At 69.5% G+C, this 19,119-nt stretch carries 17 protein-coding genes; 10 read left to right on the forward strand and 7 right to left on the reverse strand.

What is annotated here, in order from left to right:
* Positions 1-171: 171 nt before the first annotated feature.
* Positions 172-864, forward strand: coding sequence for a tyrosine-type recombinase/integrase (locus tag SM116_RS09195; RefSeq protein WP_320940692.1), 693 nt, complete (start codon positions 172-174; stop codon positions 862-864).
* 246 nt (positions 865-1,110) lie between these two features.
* On the opposite strand, the gene glnA is transcribed toward SM116_RS09195, so the two are convergent.
* Positions 1,111-2,535, reverse strand: a complete 1,425-nt coding sequence (glnA, locus tag SM116_RS09200) for a type I glutamate--ammonia ligase (protein ID WP_320940693.1) — start codon at positions 2,533-2,535, stop codon at positions 1,111-1,113.
* A gap of 148 nt (positions 2,536-2,683) precedes the next feature.
* On the opposite strand from glnA, the gene SM116_RS09205 reads away from it, so the two are divergent.
* A complete protein-coding gene (locus SM116_RS09205) occupies positions 2,684-3,067 on the forward strand; it encodes an RDD family protein (RefSeq protein ID WP_320944145.1) in 384 nt (127 codons plus the stop codon).
* 21 nt (positions 3,068-3,088) lie between these two features.
* Here SM116_RS09205 and SM116_RS09210 read toward each other — a convergent pair whose 3' ends face one another.
* Positions 3,089-3,799, reverse strand: a complete 711-nt coding sequence (locus SM116_RS09210) for a DUF4191 domain-containing protein (protein ID WP_320940694.1) — start codon at positions 3,797-3,799, stop codon at positions 3,089-3,091.
* Positions 3,800-3,920: 121 nt separating this feature from the next.
* Here SM116_RS09210 and SM116_RS09215 point away from each other — a divergent pair, with 121 nt between their 5' ends.
* Positions 3,921-5,312 (forward strand): hypothetical protein, encoded by a 1,392-nt coding sequence (locus SM116_RS09215; protein ID WP_320940695.1) that lies wholly within the window; start codon positions 3,921-3,923, stop codon positions 5,310-5,312.
* Between the two features lie 10 nt (positions 5,313-5,322).
* Here the strand turns inward: SM116_RS09215 and sucB are convergent, their stop codons facing one another.
* From sucB to SM116_RS09230, 3 genes are all read right to left on the reverse strand, one after another.
* Complete coding sequence (gene sucB, locus SM116_RS09220; protein ID WP_320940696.1) at positions 5,323-7,134, reverse strand: 2-oxoglutarate dehydrogenase, E2 component, dihydrolipoamide succinyltransferase; 1,812 nt, start codon at positions 7,132-7,134, stop codon at positions 5,323-5,325.
* Positions 7,135-7,199: 65 nt separating this feature from the next.
* Entirely contained in the window at positions 7,200-8,573 is a 1,374-nt protein-coding gene (gene lpdA / locus SM116_RS09225) for a dihydrolipoyl dehydrogenase (RefSeq protein ID WP_320940697.1), read from the reverse strand.
* Positions 8,570-10,063 carry a leucyl aminopeptidase gene (locus tag SM116_RS09230; protein WP_320940698.1) on the reverse strand — a complete coding sequence of 498 codons (1,494 nt, stop codon included), beginning with the start codon at positions 10,061-10,063 and terminating at the stop codon, positions 8,570-8,572. Before SM116_RS09230 ends, lpdA begins: the two co-directional genes overlap by 4 nt.
* Before the next feature lie 87 nt (positions 10,064-10,150).
* Here SM116_RS09230 and SM116_RS09235 point away from each other — a divergent pair, with 87 nt between their 5' ends.
* From SM116_RS09235 to SM116_RS09245, 3 genes are all read left to right on the forward strand, one after another.
* Positions 10,151-11,068 (forward strand): proteasome assembly chaperone family protein, encoded by a 918-nt coding sequence (locus SM116_RS09235; RefSeq protein WP_320940699.1) that lies wholly within the window; start codon positions 10,151-10,153, stop codon positions 11,066-11,068.
* 229 nt (positions 11,069-11,297) lie between these two features.
* On the forward strand, positions 11,298-12,647 hold the full coding sequence (locus SM116_RS09240; protein WP_320940700.1) for an RNA polymerase sigma factor: 1,350 nt from the start codon (positions 11,298-11,300) through the stop codon (positions 12,645-12,647).
* Positions 12,644-13,342, forward strand: coding sequence for a coenzyme F420-0:L-glutamate ligase (locus tag SM116_RS09245; RefSeq protein ID WP_320940701.1), 699 nt, complete (start codon positions 12,644-12,646; stop codon positions 13,340-13,342). The genes SM116_RS09240 and SM116_RS09245 overlap by 4 nt, the downstream gene beginning before the upstream one ends.
* Before the next feature lie 45 nt (positions 13,343-13,387).
* Here the strand turns inward: SM116_RS09245 and SM116_RS09250 are convergent, their stop codons facing one another.
* On the reverse strand, positions 13,388-14,410 hold the full coding sequence (locus SM116_RS09250; RefSeq protein WP_320940702.1) for a sugar-transfer associated ATP-grasp domain-containing protein: 1,023 nt from the start codon (positions 14,408-14,410) through the stop codon (positions 13,388-13,390).
* Between the two features lie 46 nt (positions 14,411-14,456).
* Here SM116_RS09250 and SM116_RS09255 point away from each other — a divergent pair, with 46 nt between their 5' ends.
* Both SM116_RS09255 and SM116_RS09260 read left to right on the forward strand, forming a co-directional pair.
* On the forward strand, positions 14,457-15,149 hold the full coding sequence (locus SM116_RS09255) for an alanine racemase C-terminal domain-containing protein (RefSeq protein ID WP_320940703.1): 693 nt from the start codon (positions 14,457-14,459) through the stop codon (positions 15,147-15,149).
* On the forward strand, positions 15,146-16,183 hold the full coding sequence (locus tag SM116_RS09260; protein ID WP_320940704.1) for an alanine racemase: 1,038 nt from the start codon (positions 15,146-15,148) through the stop codon (positions 16,181-16,183). The genes SM116_RS09255 and SM116_RS09260 overlap by 4 nt, the downstream gene beginning before the upstream one ends.
* Position 16,184: 1 nt before the next feature.
* On the opposite strand, the gene SM116_RS09265 is transcribed toward SM116_RS09260, so the two are convergent.
* Positions 16,185-16,409, reverse strand: coding sequence for a DUF7455 domain-containing protein (locus tag SM116_RS09265; RefSeq protein ID WP_320940705.1), 225 nt, complete (start codon positions 16,407-16,409; stop codon positions 16,185-16,187).
* Positions 16,410-16,575: 166 nt separating this feature from the next.
* On the opposite strand from SM116_RS09265, the gene SM116_RS09270 reads away from it, so the two are divergent.
* Together SM116_RS09270 and SM116_RS09275 are read left to right on the forward strand one after the other, a co-directional pair.
* Complete coding sequence (locus SM116_RS09270) at positions 16,576-18,648, forward strand: DNA gyrase/topoisomerase IV subunit B (protein ID WP_320944146.1); 2,073 nt, start codon at positions 16,576-16,578, stop codon at positions 18,646-18,648.
* Positions 18,645-19,112, forward strand: a complete 468-nt coding sequence (locus SM116_RS09275) for a GNAT family N-acetyltransferase (protein WP_320940706.1) — start codon at positions 18,645-18,647, stop codon at positions 19,110-19,112. Before SM116_RS09270 ends, SM116_RS09275 begins: the two co-directional genes overlap by 4 nt.
* Positions 19,113-19,119 lie beyond the last annotated feature (7 nt).

Here is a 19,119-nt window from a genome sequence, read left to right on the forward strand (position 1 = left end):
AGTACCACGGTGTACCACCTGGTACGACCAGGTACCAGAAACTCAAATGTAACGATTACAACGACGACGATTACGAGAACGACGAGAGATGACGAGCGATGACGACTATGACGACGACGACAACGATGACTGATCAGTCCGCGGACGGGTCGATCAGGCCGCCGGCCTCGCGTGCGAGGGCGCGCACCGAAACAGCGACCGTACGTCGCGACCACCGCGCAGATCTGGGCGCTCTACGACGCCCTGCCGCCGAGCTACCGGAACATGCTGCTCCTCGGCGCCTTCGCGGGCATTCGCGTAGGCGAGATGGCCGCCCTCACCGTCGACGACGTCGACTGGACCCGCGGCATCGTCACACCCACCGCGCAGCACGACGACGAAGACCTCAAGACCGACGAATCAGCGAACAGCATCCCCATCCCGCTCGAGCTCGTCGACATGCTGCGTGCCGACGCCGGCACGCGCATGGTCGTCCCCGGCGTCTTCGGCAGGGGAGTGTCCGCCTACCAGCTGAACCGCGTCTGGATCGACGCGAGATCAACCGTGCCCGGCCTCCCCGACGGTTTCAGGATCCACGACCTGCGCCACTACTTCGCCTCCATGCTCATCGCCGCAGGCCTCGACGTGAAAGTCGTCCAGGCGCGGATGCGGCACGCCTCGGCCACCGTCACCCTGAACACGTACGGGCACCTGTGGCCCGACAGCGACGACTCATCGCGCGCCGCGGTGGCCGCTGTCATCCGGCTACACGCGCAGAACAAGGCCCCGGGTAAGGTCCCCGTCGGTCAAGAGATCCACGAACACGATGCCGGCTTCGGCAACGATCGGGAGAGCGAGCGGGGCGCCGACGGCGACGTTCGCTAGAACGTCACGATCGGCAGAGAGTGCGACCACCCGCACCATGCCATCGGCGAGTGGCTGGAACTCCACAACATGTAGTCGCGGATCGCGCGCAACGTCGGAGAGGGCGTTCATGATCGCGACGTTATCGGCGCTCGAGGAGGCAACGAAAGAGCCCCCCGAGTGCGGACTCGGAGGGCTCTCCCGGAAATTCTGCGGACTAAACGCGGACTAGAAGCCGCTCAACCCCCGGAATCCCGCTGGAACGGGTCAGACGCCGTAGTACAGCTCGTACTCGAACGGGTGCGGGCGCTGGGCCATCGGCAGGATCTCGTTCTCGTACTTGTACGAGATCCAGGTCTCGATGAGCTCCTCGGTGAACACTCCGCCGGCGAGCAGGAACTCGTGGTCCTCACGCAGGGCGTCGAGCGAGTCGAGCAGCGAGTTCGGCACCTGCGGGATGTTGGCGGCCTCCTCCGGGGGCAGCTCGTACAGGTCCTTGTCGATCGGCTCGAGCGGCTCGATGCGGTTCTTGATGCCGTCGAGGCCGGCCATCAGCTGCGCGGCGAAGGCGAGGTACGGGTTGCCCGAGGCATCCGGAACGCGGAACTCGATGCGCTTGGCCTTGGGGTTGGAGCCGGTCAGCGGGATGCGGACGGCCGCCGAGCGGTTGCCCGCGGAGTACGCGAGGTTGACCGGAGCCTCGAAGTGCTTCACCAGGCGGTGGTAGCTGTTCAGCGTGGGGTTCGTGAACGCGAGCACGGCGTGAGCGTGCTTGAGCAGGCCGCCGATGTACCAGCGCGCGATGTCCGACAGGCCGCCGTAGCCCTTCTCGTCGTAGAAGAGGGGCTTGCCCTCGCTCCACAGCGACTGGTGCGTGTGCATGCCCGAACCGTTGTCGCCGAACAGCGGCTTCGGCATGAAGGTGGCCGTGCGGCCCCACTGCTCGGCCGTGTTCTTGACGATGTACTTGAACTTCAGGATGTCGTCGGCGGCGCTGACCATCGTGTCGAACTTGTAGTTGATCTCGCCCTGACCGGCGGTACCGACCTCGTGGTGAGACCGCTCGACCTCGAGGCCGGCGTCGATCAGCTTCAGCACGATGTCGTCGCGCATGTCGGCGTGCTTGTCGACCGGCGAGACGGGGAAGTAGCCGCCCTTGAACGGGGTCTTGTTGCCGAGGTTGCCGCCCTCTTCGGTGCGGCCCGAGTTCCAGGCGGCCTCGGACGAGTCGACCTCGTAGAAGCTGCGGCCCTGACGCACCTCGTACCGCACGTCGTCGAAGACGTAGAACTCGGCCTCGGGCGCGAAGAACGCCGTGTCGGCGATGCCGGTGGATGCGAGGTACTTCTCCGCCTTCTTCGCGACCTGGCGCGGGTCCTTCGCGTAGATCTCACCCGTGCGCGGGTTGTAGATGTCGAAGACCATGATGAGCGTGGTCTCCTCGCGGAACGGGTCGACGTAGGCCGTCGTCACATCCGGGATGAGCTGCATGTCCGATTCGTGGATGCTGGCGAACCCGCGGATCGAGGAGCCGTCGAACAGCTGACCGACGGTGAAGAACTCCTCGTCGACAGTGGCCGCCGGGATGTTGAAGTGCTGCTGCACACCAGGGAGGTCGGTGAACCGGATGTCGAGGAACTTGACATCGTTATCCTTGATGAACTTCAGCACCTCGGATGAATCTTTGAACATGGAGTCTCCAGGATCGGGGTGCGGAACTCGCCTGCGAGTGGCAGGCTCGCACTGAAACTAGCCGGGGGGCGTTGCTCGGTGGTATCGCCCATGTTTCCGGCATGTTACACGGGCGCATTAGGCTCGAAGGGTGCCCGACTCCGACATCATGAGCTCGTACCCCGGCGAGCGGCTCGGTCTTCCCGAGTCCGGGCCGGGAAGCGTGGGGCGCCTCGGACGTCGTATCGCCGCGATCGCGATCGACTGGGCGTGCGCGATGGTCGTCTCGCTGGCGTTCTTCCACTACGACGGGTTCGCCACACTGACGATCTTCGCGATCGTCCAGATCGTCTTCATCCCGACGATCGGCGGCAGCCCCGGTCACCGCATCATGCGGATGCGCGTGCAGCTGGCCCACGGGGGATGGGCGGGCCTCTGGCGCCCGATCGTGCGCACAGCCCTGCTGTGCATCGTCATTCCGGCGGTCATCTGGGATGCCGACCACCGCGGCCTGCACGACAAGATCGCCGGGACGGTGCTCGTCAGATCCTGACCGATCGTTCGGCACCGCGGCTCAGCGCGGGCGCGGGGCGCGCGCCTTCGTCGGATCGATGCCCTTGGGAATGGGCAGCGAGGCCAGCGACTGCGAGACGGAGTCGAGGCGCTTGATCACGGCGGCCTCGGTGCCGCGGTCGACCTTCTTCGGGAGCTTCTTGATCGCCTTGGCGAGCTGGTCGATCGGCACCTCGCCCTCACCGTGCCCGACGTAGAAGACCGTCACGGGGACGCCGGACGCGACGCGCTGCACCTTCGAGCGCTCGTCGTTGATCAGCCGGGTCAGGCGGCTGCGCGCACCCTCGCCGACGATCGCCACACCGCCCCGGCCGACAGCTCGGTAGACGGCCTCCTGGGTCTTCGGGTTGACGCCGACGGGCATCTCGCTGGCCCGCCAGTTGCGGCCGAGCGAGGTCGACAGGACCTGGCCGGCGGCACCCGGCATCCCGTCGATCTTGATGTACATCGCCTTCGTCGACAGCCGCGTGAGCGTCATCATCGCGCCGAGGACGCCGAGGAGCAGACCCGTGATCGCCCACAGGATGACGCTCCAGACGGCGACCGGCGGGATCAGGAATCCGACTAGCACGCCGGCCCAGACTCCCACCACGAGGATGCCGGCGAGCAGCCACGGCAGCCACCGGAACTCCTTCTGCGTGAAGGTGTACAGGGAGCGGATCTGCGAGAAGAATCCGGGACGCTTCTCGGGCGTGGACGTGCGCGATGCCATAGGTTCCAGCCTACCTTTCCGGGACCGTCGGCGTTTCCTGCACAACGTCGGCTGCGGCTGCGCATTCCTCCGGCCGCCCGGCGCTCCGGAACGTTCGCAACACCGCGCCGAGACTGGCGGGGTGAGCGAGGAAGCGAAGGCGATGGATGCGGGCTACCACCCGATGCGGCACGTGACCGCGGGGGAGTCGCCGTGGCCGGGGATGCTCGTTCGGGACGCCGGCGGTGACAGCCGGCTCCTCGTGGATGCCGCCGCTGTGGACGGCTTCGCGGGCTGGGATGCCGACCCCGCCGGTCACGTCCTCGCTCCGCTCGACGTCGTGCGGCGCAGGGACGGCCACGACCTCTTGCTCCCCGCCTGCTCCGAGCGCCTGGATGCGTTCCTGGCGAGGCGCCGCGATCGTCGTGTGCCGCCGACGTCGGGGGAGCGCGTGACGATCGCGATCAGCCTGCTGCGCGGTCTGCACGAGGCGCACGAGCGGACGGCCGAACCCTGCGGAACCTGGTGGCTGACGACCGATGGCCGGCCCGTGATCGCCCTCGCGACGACGGAAACGCAGGCGGCCGACAGCGCATCCGCGTGCACGGCGCGTCTGCTGAGCGGGCTGAGCGTCGGCGCCGAGGATCGCCTCGGTCGGGTCCTCGCACGCGCGGCGGCGCGCTCGGAGCACCCGCGAGCGTTGGCACGCGAGGCTGACGAGCTCGAGGCCGACCTCTTCGCCTGTGCGGCGCCCGAGCCGCTGGCGACCGCCGGCGTCGTGCCGGCCGGGGAGCGGCCAAGCCTGCGTGTCGCCGACGAACTCGAGGTCGAGGAGTCGCCGACCGAGGACGCGGGCCTGTGGGCGCGCATCACTCCGTTGGTGGATGCGGGGCTGGCGGATGCGGCATCACAGGTGCTGAGCTCGCTCTGGCGGCGGTTCCGCCGTGCAGGCGAAGCTCCACCCCGTGGGCGAGCCGGCCGGAAGAAGCGCGGTCCGGTCCTGCTGGCCGGTGCGACGGTGGCCGTCGTCGTCGGCATCGGGATGGTGTGGCCAGGCGGTCCGGCCAGTCCGGCGCAGGCCGGCGCCGACCGACCCGCGGCATCCGTTCGGGCCATCGAGCATCCGGGGACCGAGCCCATGTCCGGCCCTGCACCGTCGCCGAGCACGTTGGCGGAGGAGCCGGCCGACATCGCGCGCGTGGTGGACGCGCTGCTCACGAAGCGCTCGACGTGCGGAGCAGACGAGACGTGCCTTTCCGCCGTGCAGGAGGACCCGCGCCGCAGGTTCGCGCGTGGCGCTGCCGATCTGGAAACCGGCCAGCGCCGCATCACGCTCCTGGATTCCTTCGGCGGAGCCGCCGTGGCCAAGGTCGAGGCAGCCGGGAGCGATCAGAACGCGGGAGAGCCGGTCTTGTCTACGGACGCAGGCGCGCCCGCTGCCGAGGCAGCGGGCGCGCAGCTGGTCGTCGTCGTGCGGGACGGCGACCGGTGGCTGCTTCGCGATGTCTATGGCGCGCAGCAGCAGCAGCCGTGAGGTGTCTCGCTCAGATGCCGAGGTTGCCCTCGAAGTTCGCGGCCTCGAGACGAGCCTTGACGGCGGCGAGATAGCGAGCCGCATCCGCGCCGTCGATGATCCGGTGGTCGTACGAGAGCGCGAGGTACACGTACGAGCGGACCGAGATCGCGTCCTTGCCGTCCACCGTCACGATGCCGGGCCGCTTGACGACGGTGCCGGTGCCGAGGATGGCGGCCTGCGGGAGGAAGACGACCGGGGTGTCGAACAGCGCGCCGCGCGAACCGGTGTTCGTCAGCGTGAACGTGCCGCCGGCGAGCTCATCGGGCTTCAGCTTGTTGTCGCGTGTGCGCGCGGCGAGGTCGGCGATCTCGTGGGCGATGGCCGCGAGCGTCTTCGACGCCGGATCGCGCAGGACCGGCGTCAGCAGGCCCCGCTCGGTGTCGACGGCGATCGAGAGGTTCTCGACGGCCGGGTAGACGATCTGGTCGCCGTCCACCGTGGCGTTGATCACCGGGTAGGCCTGCAGCGCCTCGGATGCGGCGAGCGCGAAGAACGGCAGGAACGAGAGCTTGTCGCCGGTCTTGGCCTGGAAGTCGCCCTTCACCTTGTCGCGCAGGTTCGACAGCTTGGTGACGTCGACCTCGACGACCGTCGTCAGCTGTGCGGTGGCCTGCATCGACGCGACGGCGCGCTCTGCCAGCACCTTGCGCAGTCGCGACATCGGCTTCGTGGTCCCGCGCAGCGGCGAGACCTCGAGCGGAGCCGGTGCGGCGGGCGCAGCCGCGGCGGGAGCGGCGGCAGCGGGGGCGGCGGCCGCGGCGAGGACGTCCTCCTTGCGGATGCGGCCGCCCACACCGGTGCCCTTGACCTTCGCGAGGTCGATGCCCTGCTGCTGTGCGAGGCGGCGGACCAGCGGCGTCACGTAGGTCGGACCCTCGTCGTCCGACGCCGAGAGCGAGCCTGCCGCCGGCGCGGCGGGCGCGGCCTGAGGAGCGGGCGTCGGCGGCGCGGCGGGCGCCGACTGAGGGGCCGGCGCGGCCTGAGGGGCCGGCGCGGCCTGAGGTGCGGGGGCCGCGGGCGCCACCTGAGCCGGTGCTGCCGGAGCCTGGGCGGGGGCGGGGGCGGCCGGAGCCTCAGCCGGGGCGGCCTGCGGCGCGGCGGCCTGCGGCGCGGCGGCTTCCGCTGCGGGAGCCGGAGCGGAGCCGATGCGGCCCAGCGTGGAGCCGACCGCGACTGTCTCGTCCTCGCCGACGAGGATCTCGGTCAACGTCCCGGCGAACGGCGACGGGATCTCGGTGTCGACCTTGTCGGTCGAGATCTCGAGGAGGGGCTCGTCGACGGCGACCTCGTCGCCGATCTGCTTCAGCCAACGGGTGACCGTTCCCTCGGTGACGCTCTCGCCGAGCTCAGGGAGCACGACATCCTTCGCATCGCCGCTCGGGGCGGCCTCCGGAGCGGCTGCAGGGGCCTCGGTGGACGGCTGGGTCGGGGCTGCAGCCTCGGCCTGAGCGGGGGCTGCAGCCTCGGGCTGAGCCGGCGCTGCCGCTTCCGCCGGGGCGGGGGCAGCCTGCGCAGGCGCCGCAGGAGTGCTGCCGGCTCCGCTTCCGTCGCCGATGCGGGCGAGGATCGCCCCGACCTCGACCGTCTCGTCCTCCTGGACGAGGATCTCCTCGACGACTCCGCTGACCGGCGACGGGATCTCGGTGTCGACCTTGTCGGTCGAGATCTCGAGCAGGCCCTCATCCTCCCTGACGGAATCGCCGACCTGCTTCAGCCAGCGGGTGACCGTCCCCTCGGTGACGCTCTCACCGAGCGCGGGAAGGACCACGGAAGTGCTCATGGACAAATCTCCTTCGGAATTCCGATGTCGTTCTAGCTTACTGATACCGGCCTGACGGCCGGGCGTCACAGAGCGTGGAGGGGTTTGCCTGCGAGCGCGAGGAACGCCTCTCCCAGAGCCTCGCTCTGAGTCGGGTGCGCGTGGATGAACGGCGCGATGTCCTCTGGATGCGCCTCCCAGCCTACGGCGAGCTGGCCCTCGGTGAGGAGTTCGCCGACACGATCGCCGAGAAGGTGCACGCCGATGATCGGCCCATCCTTCAGGCGGACGACCTTCACGAGACCGGCGGTGCCGATGATCTCGCTCTTCCCGTTTCCCGCGAGGTTGTACTCGTACGCGACGATGCGATCCGCGCCGTGCTCGTCGGCGGCCTTCGCCTCGGTGAGCCCGACGGACGCGACCTCCGGGCTCGAGTAGGTGATCTTCGGGATGAGCGTCTCGGGCACCACGATGGGACGCAGGCCCGCGATCTCCTCGGCGACGAAGATCCCCTGCTGGAAGCCGCGGTGCGCCAGCTGCAGACCCGGGACGATGTCGCCCACCGCCCACACACCCGGGAGGTTCGTCCTCAGAAGTTCGTCGGTGATGACGAAGCCGCGCTCCATCGCCACGCCCGACTCGGCGAAGCCCGTGCCATCGGTCGCCGGTCCGCGGCCGACGGCGACCAGCAGATAGTCGGCCTCGAACGTCTTGCCGTCCTCGAGCGTCACGGTGACGGCATCCTGCGTCTGCGTCGCCGATGCGAACCGCACGCCGAGCGAGTACGCGATGCCGCGCTTGCGGAAGGCACGCTCGAGTCCTTTGCTGAGCGCGATGTCCTCGTTGGGCACCAGGTGGTCGAGTGCCTCGACGATCGTGACCTCGACGCCGAACGAGCGCCACACGCTCGCGAACTCGACGCCGATCACGCCGCCGCCGAGGATGACGACGCGCGCCGGAATCTCGGCGAGATCGAGCGCCTGCTCGCTCGTGAGGATGCGGCCGCCGATCTCCAGGCCGGGCAGGCTGCGGCTGAACGATCCGGTCGCCAGGATCACATCCGCTCCCCGGTACACATCGTCGCCGACCAGGACGGAGCGGTCGGGCTGCAGGACGCCCGTGCCCGGCACCGTCGTGATGCCGCGGGTCTTGATGAGGCCTTCCAGCCCCTTGAACTTCTTGGCGACGATGCCTTCGCGGTAGGCGCGCAGCCCCTCAGGATCCACGCCGTCGAAGCTCGCGCGGACGCCGACGTGCGACGCATCCCTCGTGTGATCGGCCACCTCCGCGGCGTGCAGCAGCGCCTTGGTCGGGATGCAGCCGCGGTGCAGGCACGTGCCGCCCACCTTGTCCTTCTCGATGAGTGCGACCGACTTGCCCAGCTCGGCGGCCCGCAGCGCGGCGGCGTAGCCGCCGCTCCCGCCGCCCAGGATGACGATGTCGAAGGTCTGCTCGGTCATGCCGCGTCCTCTCCCTTGAGGAGGGCGATGAGCGATCGCACGCTCGCCCCCGTGGGTCCCTTGCCCGTGAACCCGTATGCCGAGCCCTTGTCGTTGTCGCCGCTGCCGGCGATGTCCAGGTGCACCCATGGGATGCGGGGAGCATCCTCGGCGTCCGAGGTGCGTCCGACGAAGCGGCGCAGGAACAGGCCTGCGAAGAGCGACCCGCCCGCCGGCTCGCCGATCTTCGCGTTGCGCAGGTCCGCGATCTGGGAGTCCAGCTCGTCCTCCATGTGCGCAGGCAACGGCAGCGGCCACGCGAGCTCGCCGGCGCTGCGCGCTGCGGCGAGGTACTCCGCGACGGCATCCTCCTCGCCCATGACGCCCGTGTGGCGTGTTCCGAGTGCGACCAGGATCGCGCCGGTGAGCGTCGCGACGTCGACGATCAGGTCGGGGTTCTCCCGGCTCGCCGCGACGAGTCCGTCGGCGAGGACGAGCCGGCCTTCCGCATCCGTGTTGAGCACCTCGATGCTCGTTCCATCGAGTGCGCGCAGCACGTCACCGGGGCGGATGGCGCGCCCCGACGGCATGTTGTCGGCGACGCACATCCATCCGGTCACGTGCACGGGCAGCTTCAGCTCGGCGGCCGCTCGAACGACGGCCAGCACCGTCGCGGCGCCGCACATGTCGTACTTCATGCCGACCATGGATGCCGGCTGCTTCAGCGACAGGCCGCCGGTGTCGAACGTGATGCCCTTGCCGACGATCGCGACGTGACGCCGGGCGTCTGCGGGCGCGTAGTCGAGGCGCACGAGGCGCGGGGGCCGGTCCGACCCCTGCCCGACGCCGAGGATCGCGCCGTAACCCTGCTCCGCCAAGGCGGTCTCATCGAGCACCGTGACCTCGACGGGCAGATCTGCGACCTCGGCGACGGCGCGGTCGGCGAGCTGCGCGGGTGAGAGCCACTCGGCGGGCGTGCTGCCGAGGTCCTTGACGAGGGCCACCGCTGATGCGGCCGCGGTGGCCGCCGCGAGCACGTCGTCCTCGACATCGATGCCATGGAGCACGACCCGCGATGCACGACGAGAGGGCTCGGACGTCTTGTAGTCGGCGAACGCGTAGCCGCCGAGCGCGGCGCCCTCCGCAGCGGCGGCGCTGTGCTGGCCGTCCGCGAGGGGCAGAACGAGGGCGACGGTCTCGAAACCGGTGAGCTGACGGATGCCGGCGCCCACCGCATCCCGGATCGCATCCCGGTCGGGGGAGGCGCCGGTGCCGACCACTGCGAGCGGCGTGGTCGTGACATCGGGAAGCGGGACGCGCACGAGCACGCCGTTCGCGCCGGTGAACCCGACGGCGCGCAGCGCGCCCGCGAGGCCGGGCCAGTCGGGAACCTCGACGGGGTCCGCGTCGTCGCGGTCCGGTGGGGTCAGCGGGGGGAGGGCGATCAGTATCGCGTCGACTTCGGATTCACGGATCGGCGCGCTCGAGCGCGCGAGCTCGGGAAACGGCATGGCCTCCATCCTAGGGACGTGGCCGACGTCTGTTCGCTGTCAGCGGCAAGGGGCGCCCGCGGTGCGGGCGGCTCGTAGAGTGGACGCATGCCGTTCTCCCTGCCGCTCTACGAGTGGTCGACGTCTGCGCCGCCGGTGGCCTCCGGGCTGCCGCTCGTGATCGCGCTGACGGGGTTCACGGATGCGGGCGGTGCCGTCTCCGGCCTCATCGACTACCTGCGGGACGAGCTCACGTCGCGCGAGCTCGCGACCTTCGAGAACGACATCCTCCTGGACTACCGGGCGCGCCGGCCGCTCGTCACATTCGACGAGGACCACCTGACGGACTGGACGCCGCAGCGGCTCGAGCTGACACTCACGTCCGACACGCTCGGGCAGCCGTTCCTCCTGCTCGCCGGCTACGAGCCGGACTTCGCGTGGAACGCGTTCGCCGACGCGGTCGTGTCGCTCGCCGCCAACCTCGCGGTGTCGTCGGTGACCTGGGTGCACGCCATCCCGATGCCCGTACCCCACACTCGACCCGTGCCGACCACGGTCAGCGGCACGCGCGACGAACTCACGGCGGCGCACTCCGTGTGGCGGCCCCGTACGCAGGTGCCGGGAACCGTCGCGCATCTGCTCGAACTGCGGATGGCGGATGCGGGTCTGCCCGTCGCAGGGTTCGCCCTCCTGGTGCCGCACTACCTGGCCGACTCCGAGTACCCGGCGGCGATCCTGGCGGCGCTGGACAGCATCGCCGTCGCGACCGGACGGGTGTTCGCCGGCGACGACCTGCGCGAGCAGAACCGCGAATACCTCGACAAGGTCACCGAGCAGGTGTCCGGCAACGACGAGCTGATGGGCATGCTCCATGGCCTCGAGGAGCGATACGACTCCTATATGGCGGGATCCACCCAGGCCACGCCCATCATCCACACCGGCGACCTGCCGAGCGCCGACGAACTGGCCGCCGAATTGGAGCGCTTCCTGGCGAATCGGCCGAGCGACGACGACAAGCGCGGCTGAGGCATCCGTCCGCTCGGCGGAATACCCGCCGGCGTGAACCCGTTGTACCGAGGGCGAGACGTCGCGCCTCCGTGCGGTCACACCGGCGGGGTATGCGACAATAGAGCACCTGACCCGTTGTCTGCGGGCGTTCGAGGCATTCTCGGCCGCTCCGACTTGACAAGGGTCTTACTAGTGTCCGAAACGAAACGGCGCCGCGAGGCCCGCTCGTACCGGTGAAAGGCGAGACGTGACCGCAGCGAAGACGAAGACCCGCGCGCAGGACGCCGAGACCGAGGAGACCCCCGAGACAGAGGCGAAGGCCCCGGCCAAGCGCACCGCGACCCGCAAGCCGGCCGCCAAGAGCGCGGCGAAGCCCGCAGCGAAGGCTCCGGCCAAGGCCGCATCGAAGAGCAAGGCGAAGTCCGAGGACGACGACGATGAAGAGCTCGACGTCGATGCCGTCGCGGAGGAGCTCGAGGTCGAGGTCGACACCGACGACGTCGAACACGAGGGCGAGGTCGAGGAGGCGCCGGCGGCCGCCAAGGAGGAGCCCGAGGACGACGACGAGGACGAGGAGGGCGCGGCGAAGCCTGTCTTCTCCGAGCCGCTGCCGACGGGCGCCATCGTCATCTCCTCGAGCGACGACGAGGACGTCCCCGTCTATTCCGCGCAGATCACCGGCGCAACCGCGGACCCGGTCAAGGACTACCTGAAGCAGATCGGAAAGGTCGCGCTGCTGAACGCGGCCGAAGAGGTCGAGCTCGCGATGCGCATCGAGGCGGGCCTGTTCGCCGAGGAGAAGCTGTCGCACATGTCGGCGGCCGAGAAGTCGTCTCAGTTGGGGCTGGATCTGCAGTGGGTGGCCCGCGACGGCCAGCGTGCGAAGAGCCACCTGCTGGGTGCCAACCTGCGCCTCGTGGTGTCGCTGGCAAAGCGCTACACCGGTCGCGGCATGCAGTTCCTGGACCTCATCCAGGAGGGCAACCTCGGCCTCATCCGTGCCGTCGAGAAGTTCGACTACACCAAGGGCTTCAAGTTCTCGACCTACGCGACGTGGTGGATCCGCCAGGCGATCACCCGCGCGATGGCCGACCAGGCTCGCACCATCCGCATCCCGGTGCACATGGTCGAGGTCATCAACAAGCTCGCGCGCGTGCAGCGCCAGATGCTGCAGGACCTGGGCCGAGAGCCCACGCCCGAGGAGCTCAGCCGTGAGCTCGACATGACCCCCGAGAAGGTCATCGAGGTGCAGAAGTACGGCCGTGAGCCGATCTCGCTGCACACCCCGCTAGGCGAGGACGGCGACAGCGAGTTCGGCGACCTGATCGAGGACACCGAGGCCGTCGTTCCGGCGGACGCGGTGGGCTTCACGATGCTGCAGCGCCAGCTCGAGTCGCTGCTGGACTCCCTGAGCGAGCGCGAGGCCGGCGTGATCCGCATGCGGTTCGGTCTGGGCGACGGTCAGCCCAAGACGCTCGACCAGATCGGCGACACCTTCGGCGTCACGCGCGAGCGGATCCGCCAGATCGAGTCGAAGACGATGGCGAAGCTGCGCCATCCGTCACGTTCGCAGTCGCTGCGGGATTACCTCGAGTGAGCGGCGAGGCGAACGAGGGCAAGGCGCTCACCGCGACACTGGACGGGACCCGATACGCGCGGATCCCGATCCGGACGCGGGTCGTCATGCCCGGTGACGACCTCGATGCATTCGTGCGCGAGTACGCCGACGGCAAGCTGCAGGGCGGCGACATCCTCTTCGTCACGGAGAAGATCGTCGCCATCACGCAGGGCAGGTCGTACCTCGTCGAGGAGATCACGCCGCGCAAGCTCGCCTACTTCCTCTCGAAGTACGTGACGCGCACGCCCCACGGGATCGGCCTCGGCATGCCCGAGACCATGGAGATGGCATTGCGCGAGTGCGGGCCGATCCGCATCCTGTTCGCGGCCGCCGTGGCGGCCGTGACCAAGGCGTTCGGCCGCAAGGGCGACTTCTATCGCATCGCCGGTGACAAGGCTCGCGCGATCGATGGTCCGACGAGCGGCACGATCCCGCCGTACAACAAGGCCGTCGTGCTCGGACCGGAGCGTCCCCGCGAGGTCGCGCAGCGCCTGCAGGCGCTGCTCGGCGGCGTCGCGGACGTCGCGGTCGTCGACATCAACGACCTCGGCGGCAACATCCTCGGGTCGACGCTCGACAAGTCGGGCGAGAAGCGCCTCGTCGCCATCCTGAAGGACAACCCTCTCGGCCAGGGCCACCAGTCGACTCCTCTGGGGATCGTCCGGCCCTCCTGACGGCGAACGAGTACGCCCCCGGCTCGTGCCGGGGGCGTTCTCGTGTCAGAAGCCGATCGCCTGGCGGTAGCGGGGCTTGTTGCCGGTGCGGATGCCGGTCACGCTGGGCTTGTTCTCGTACACGCCGGCACCCCAGTTGCCCTCGACGAGGACCGGGCCCTCGGGAGTGACCACGATGTCCCAGCCCACGTACTGCACCTGCGGCACGACCCGCGCGACCTGATCGACGAACGTCTTGACCTCGTCGACCATCGGCAGCTGGAAGTCCGCGATGCGGAAGCCCGAGTCGGGATGGAGCTCGTGCACGTTGGCGTGCGAGTCGTAGCCCGCTCCCATGGCATGCCCGTTCTCGTCGAGCATCGTGTAGAAGCCGCCGAACGTCATCTGGTCGCTCACGGCGCCGCGCCCGAACTTCTGCGCCATCGCGAGGATGTGCGTCTGCTCGCCGTCGAAGAAGGCCGTGACGCGCGTCGTGTTCACCGTGCCCGGGCACACCGCGGCGAGGTCTTCGTGCTGCACGATGACTTCTTCGATGAGGATCTCGCCGCGCTGGAGCAGACCGCGGTGGAAGGCATCCCAGTCGTCCACGTCCGCCGCGTGGTAGCGATGCACACCCGTGCCCGCCTGCCCGACGGGCTCCTTCGTCACGACCGTGCCCTGGCGCTCGGTGAAGGCGCGCACCTCGTCCGCGTTGCCCGCCTCGACGACCATCCACTCGCGCTTCAGGTAGTCGCTGAAGACCCGGTCGAAGGCGACTTTGTCGTGGAACAGGTGCCGGAACGCCGGATCGTCGTATCGCTGCGAAAGCTGGTTCGAGACGGGATGCGTCATGTACGTGGCGCGCTCGTCGCGATTCAGGATGGCGAAGTCGAAGTCGATGTAGTCCTGGAAGCCGACGTTGCGGAAGCCCGCCTGCCACAGCATGTCGGCGACGATGGCGGGCGTCCACTTGCCGTGCTGCTCCGACGCCTCCTTCGCGCGCTCCACGACCGAGCCGACATCGATGCGGCGGGCCCGGGCGGCGAGATAGCGGAGGCGGGGGGTGAGGCCGAGGCCGTTCTGAGGCAAGTCGTACTCCGGGTCGTGGGGCGGGGACCCGGATAGTCTAAAGGGCGTGACGGCGGTGAACCTGGGCGACGATGCGCCCGACGCCGTCGGCACGTCGGCTCCGCGCGTCCGCCTCTCGCGTGCCGCACTGCACCGCAACGCCCTCGCTCTGGGCGGCCGTCCGGCCGATCTGCGCCGCGATGCGTGGGGTCATGGCATCCTCCAGGTCGCCGCGGTGCTCGTCGACGCCGGGGTGCGCGCGGCGCTCGTCGACGCGGGCGATGAGGATGCCGTGGCGATGGCCGGACTCGAGCCTCGACTCACCGGCTCAGCCGTCGGTGACACGGTGTACGGCGTGGCGTCCGGCACGAGCGCCGTCATGGCGCTCGAGGGCACCGTGCTGTCGACCAAGGCGCTTCGCACCGGGGAGGGCGTCTCCTACGGCTTCCTGCACCGTGCCGCCGCGGACACGCGCATCGCGCTGGTCACCGGCGGCTATGCCCAGGGTGTGGTGCGCTCGCTGGGCGGCCGGGCATCGGTGCTGATCGCCGGACATCGTCTTCCGATCGTCGGCCGCGTCGCCATGGATGTGTGCGTGGTGGATATCGGGGATGCCGACATCCCCCGCGGGACGACGGCCACGTTCTTCGGTGGCACCGGCGCCCCGAGCGTCGCCGAGTGGGCCTCGGCCACCGGTCTTTCCGCCGCCGAGATCCTCACGGCGGTAGGCCTGAACGCCACGAGGGAATGGATCGCATGACCGCACGGCTCGACGTCGATCTCGACCTCTTCGCCGCGAACCTGCGCGCCGTGCGCGAGCGCATCGCGCCGGCCGAGCACATGCTGGTCGTGAAGGACGACGCGTACGGACACGGGCTGGTGCCCATCGTCCGGGCGGCTCGGGCCGAGGGCGTGCGCTGGTTCGGCGCCTTCGACATCCCGACCGGGCTGGCGGTGCGCGACGAGGCTCCCGACGCGCGGGTCTTCTCGTGGCTCGTCGGCTCGGCGGACGAGGCCAGAGCCGGCGTCGACGCCGACCTCGACCTGGGAGTCGGCGATACGGCGCTGCTGGAGGAGGTCGCGGCGGCGGGACGCGAGGCCGGCCGGCCGGCGCGCGTGCACCTGAAGATCGACACCGGTCTGCACCGCAACGGCATCCGTCCCGAGGAGTGGGATGCAGCGGTCGCTCGCGCCGCGCAACTGGAGCAGGCGGCATCCCTCATCGTGGAGGGCGTGTGGAGCCACATCGCCGAGGCGTCCGACGCCGAGGATGACGCCGCGCGAGCGGTCTTCGACGACGCGGTGCGCGCGGCCGAGCGGGCGGGCCTGCAGCCGCGTCTGCGGCACCTCGCGGCGAGCGCGGCGGCGTTCGCACGTCCCGAGTTCCGCTACGACCTCGCTCGGGTCGGCGCGTTCGCCTATGGCATCCGTCCCGCGGGCGGTCCGGGGGAGGACGAACTCGGCATCCGGCCGATCGGCGCCCTGCGGGTCGACGTGCGGTCGGTGGTCGACGACCGGGCGATCCTCGGTCTGGGAGCGCTGGACGGATTCCCGTCTTCGCTGGCAGGTCTCACCCACGTCGGCACGCCCGCCGGACGGGGCGAGGTCGTCTCCGTCGATCTGGACACGATGACCGTGACGGGCTGGGCGGATGCTGCGCCCGCCCAGACGGTCACGGTGTGGGGAGCGGATGCGCCGTCGGTGACGGATCACGCCGAACTCATCGGGTCGATCGGCGAGGAGATCGCCGTGCGGCTCTCGCCGCTCGTGCCGCGCGTCTACCGCGCGGAATGAATCAGTCGTTCGTCTCGTGCAGACGGTCGCTCTCGTCGTGCCACGACGTGGCGACCGCGCGGAGCTTCTCTTCGAACTTGCGGCCGTGGTGGGCGCAGTAGAGCAGCTCGCTGCCGTTGACGACGGCGATGATGTACGCCTGGGCTCCGCACGCATCGCAACGGTCCGCTGCGGTGAGACGGCGCTCGAGGACGGCGGGCTCGTTCGGTGTCGATAGCGTGGTCATCTCGGTGCCTCCTCGGTGTCGTCGTGTCAGTGCCGGTCACCACATACAACCACGCCGACGTTGCGGTAATGCCACGATCGGCCGTGAGTTCGCTGACCGCGTACGGTGGCCGGTCGCGAGCCGTGTTCATGACGGGGCGCGTCGGCCCTCCCGATTAGGCTGGAAGATCGTGACCTCCGAATATTCCGCGCACCACCTCCAGGTCCTGGAGGGGCTCGAGGCCGTCCGCAAGCGGCCCGGCATGTACATCGGGTCGACGGACTCGCGCGGACTCATGCACTGTCTGTGGGAGATCATCGACAACTCCGTCGACGAGGCCCTCGCCGGGCATGGAAACCGCATCGACGTCATCCTGCGCGCCGACGGCAGCGTGGAGGTCGTCGACCGGGCACGCGGCATCCCGGTCGACATCGAGCCGCGCACGGGTCTGACCGGTGTCGAGGTCGTCTTCACGAAGCTGCACGCGGGCGGCAAGTTCGGCGGCGGGTCCTACGCCGCATCCGGCGGTCTCCACGGCGTCGGCGCATCCGTCGTCAACGCCCTCTCGGAGCGGCTCGACGTCGAGGTGGACCGCGAAGGCAAGACGTGGGCGATGTCGTTCCATCGCGGCGAGCCGGGCATATTCGCGAACGGCTCGCCTGACTCGGGCTTCACCCCCTACCTCAATTCGAGCGAGCTGCGCACGGTGGGCAAGGTCGCCAAGGGCGTCACGGGATCCCGCATCCGGTACTGGGCGGATCGGCAGATCTTCACGAAGGATGCGACGTTCAACCTCGACGAGCTCGAGCAGCGGGCGCGCCAGACGGCGTTCCTGGTCCCGGGGCTCGAGATCGTCATCCGTGACGAGCGCGACGGCGAGCCGCGCACGACCGCGCACAAGTACGACGGCGGCATCTCGGAGTTCGTCGACTTCCTCGCGCCCGACGGCGCCGTGACGGACACGTGGCGGCTCATGGGCGACGGCACCTTCCGCGAGACGGTCCCCGTGCTGCAGGACACCGGAGCGATGGTCCCCACCGAGGTCGAGCGGGTCTGCCACGTCGACATCGCGCTGCGCTGGGGCACCGGCTACGACACCACCACCCGGTCATTCGTCAACATCATCTCGACGCCGAAGGGCGGCACCCATCAGCAGGGCTTCGAGCAGGGCCTCATGAAGGTCCTGCGCGCCCAGGTCGATCAGAACGCGCGGCGCCTGAAGGTCGGCACCGACAAGGTCGAGAAGGACGACATCCTCGCCGGGCTCACTGCGGTGCTGACCGTGCGTCTGCCCGAGCCGCAGTTCGAGGGACAGACGAAGGAGGTTCTGGGCACGCCCGCCGTGCGCCAGATCGTCACGAACGTCGTCTCGCAGGAGCTGACCGCCCGCTTCACGTCGACCAAGCGGGACGACAAGGCGCAGACCGGCCTCCTCCTCGACAAGATCGTCGCCGAGATGAAGGCGCGCATCTCCGCGCGGACGCACAAGGAGACGCAGCGCCGCAAGAACGCACTGGAATCCTCATCGCTTCCGGCGAAGCTCGTCGACTGCCGGTCCAACGACGTCTCGGACTCCGAGCTGTTCATCGTCGAGGGCGACTCGGCGCTCGGCACCGCGAAGCTGGCGCGCAACAGCGAGTTCCAGGCGCTCCTGCCCATCCGCGGCAAGATCCTCAACGTCCAGAAGGCGTCGATCAGCGACATGCTCGGCAACGCCGAGTGCGCCTCGATCCTCCAGGTCGTGGGGGCCGGGTCCGGCCGGACGTTCGACCTCGACGCCGCCCGCTACGGCAAGATCATCCTGATGAGCGACGCCGACGTCGACGGCGCGCACATCCGCACGCTTCTGCTCACCCTCTTCTTCCGGTACATGCGCCCGCTCATCGAGGCCGGCCGCGTGTTCGCCGCCGTACCGCCGCTGCACCGCGTGATCGTCATGAACCCCGGCTCGAAGCCGAACGAGACCATCTACACCTACAGCGAGCAGGAGCTCCACGCACTGCTGGCCAAGCTCACGAAGGCGGGCAAGCGCTGGCAGGAGCCCATCCAGCGGTACAAGGGTCTGGGCGAGATGGATGCCGAGCAGCTCGCCTCGACCACGATGGACCGCGCGGGGCGCACCCTCCGGCGCGTGGGTGTCCAGGATGCGGAGGCCGCCACCTCCGTGTTCGAGATGCTCATGGGCAACGACGTCGCTCCGCGACGGGAGTTCATCGTCACCTCCGCCGACCGCCTGGGTCGCGAGAACATCGACGCGTGAGCGCGGAGCTTCCCGAGGGCGTCTCGCTCCGGCCCGCGACGACCGACGACATCGACGCCATCGCCGCGCTGAAGGAGCGCGTGCTGCGGCTCGATCTCGAGTCACTCGAGGGCTGGGACCCTGCCCGCTCGCGGGAGCGCGTCATCTCGCACTTCTCCCCGGACCACACGCGGATGATCCTCCTCGACGGCGCCGTGGCGGGCACGATCACGCTCCGAGAGGACGCGGACGCGCTCTGGCTCGAGATGTTCTACATCGACGAGGCATACCAGGGGCGCGGCATCGGCACCGCCGTCCTCCGGAAGGTCCTGGCCGACGCGCCGGACGATCGCCCCCTCCGACTGCAGGTGCTGGTCGGGTCTGCGGCGCGGCGACTCTACGAGCGGCACGGATTCGTCGCCGAGAACCAGGACGCGGTCGACGTCTGGATGCGCCGGCCCGCGCGCCTCGACAGGCGCTTCTGAGCGGGTC

The organism is Microbacterium rhizosphaerae, assembly GCF_034120055.1.
GTDB lineage: Bacteria > Actinomycetota > Actinomycetes > Actinomycetales > Microbacteriaceae > Microbacterium > Microbacterium rhizosphaerae.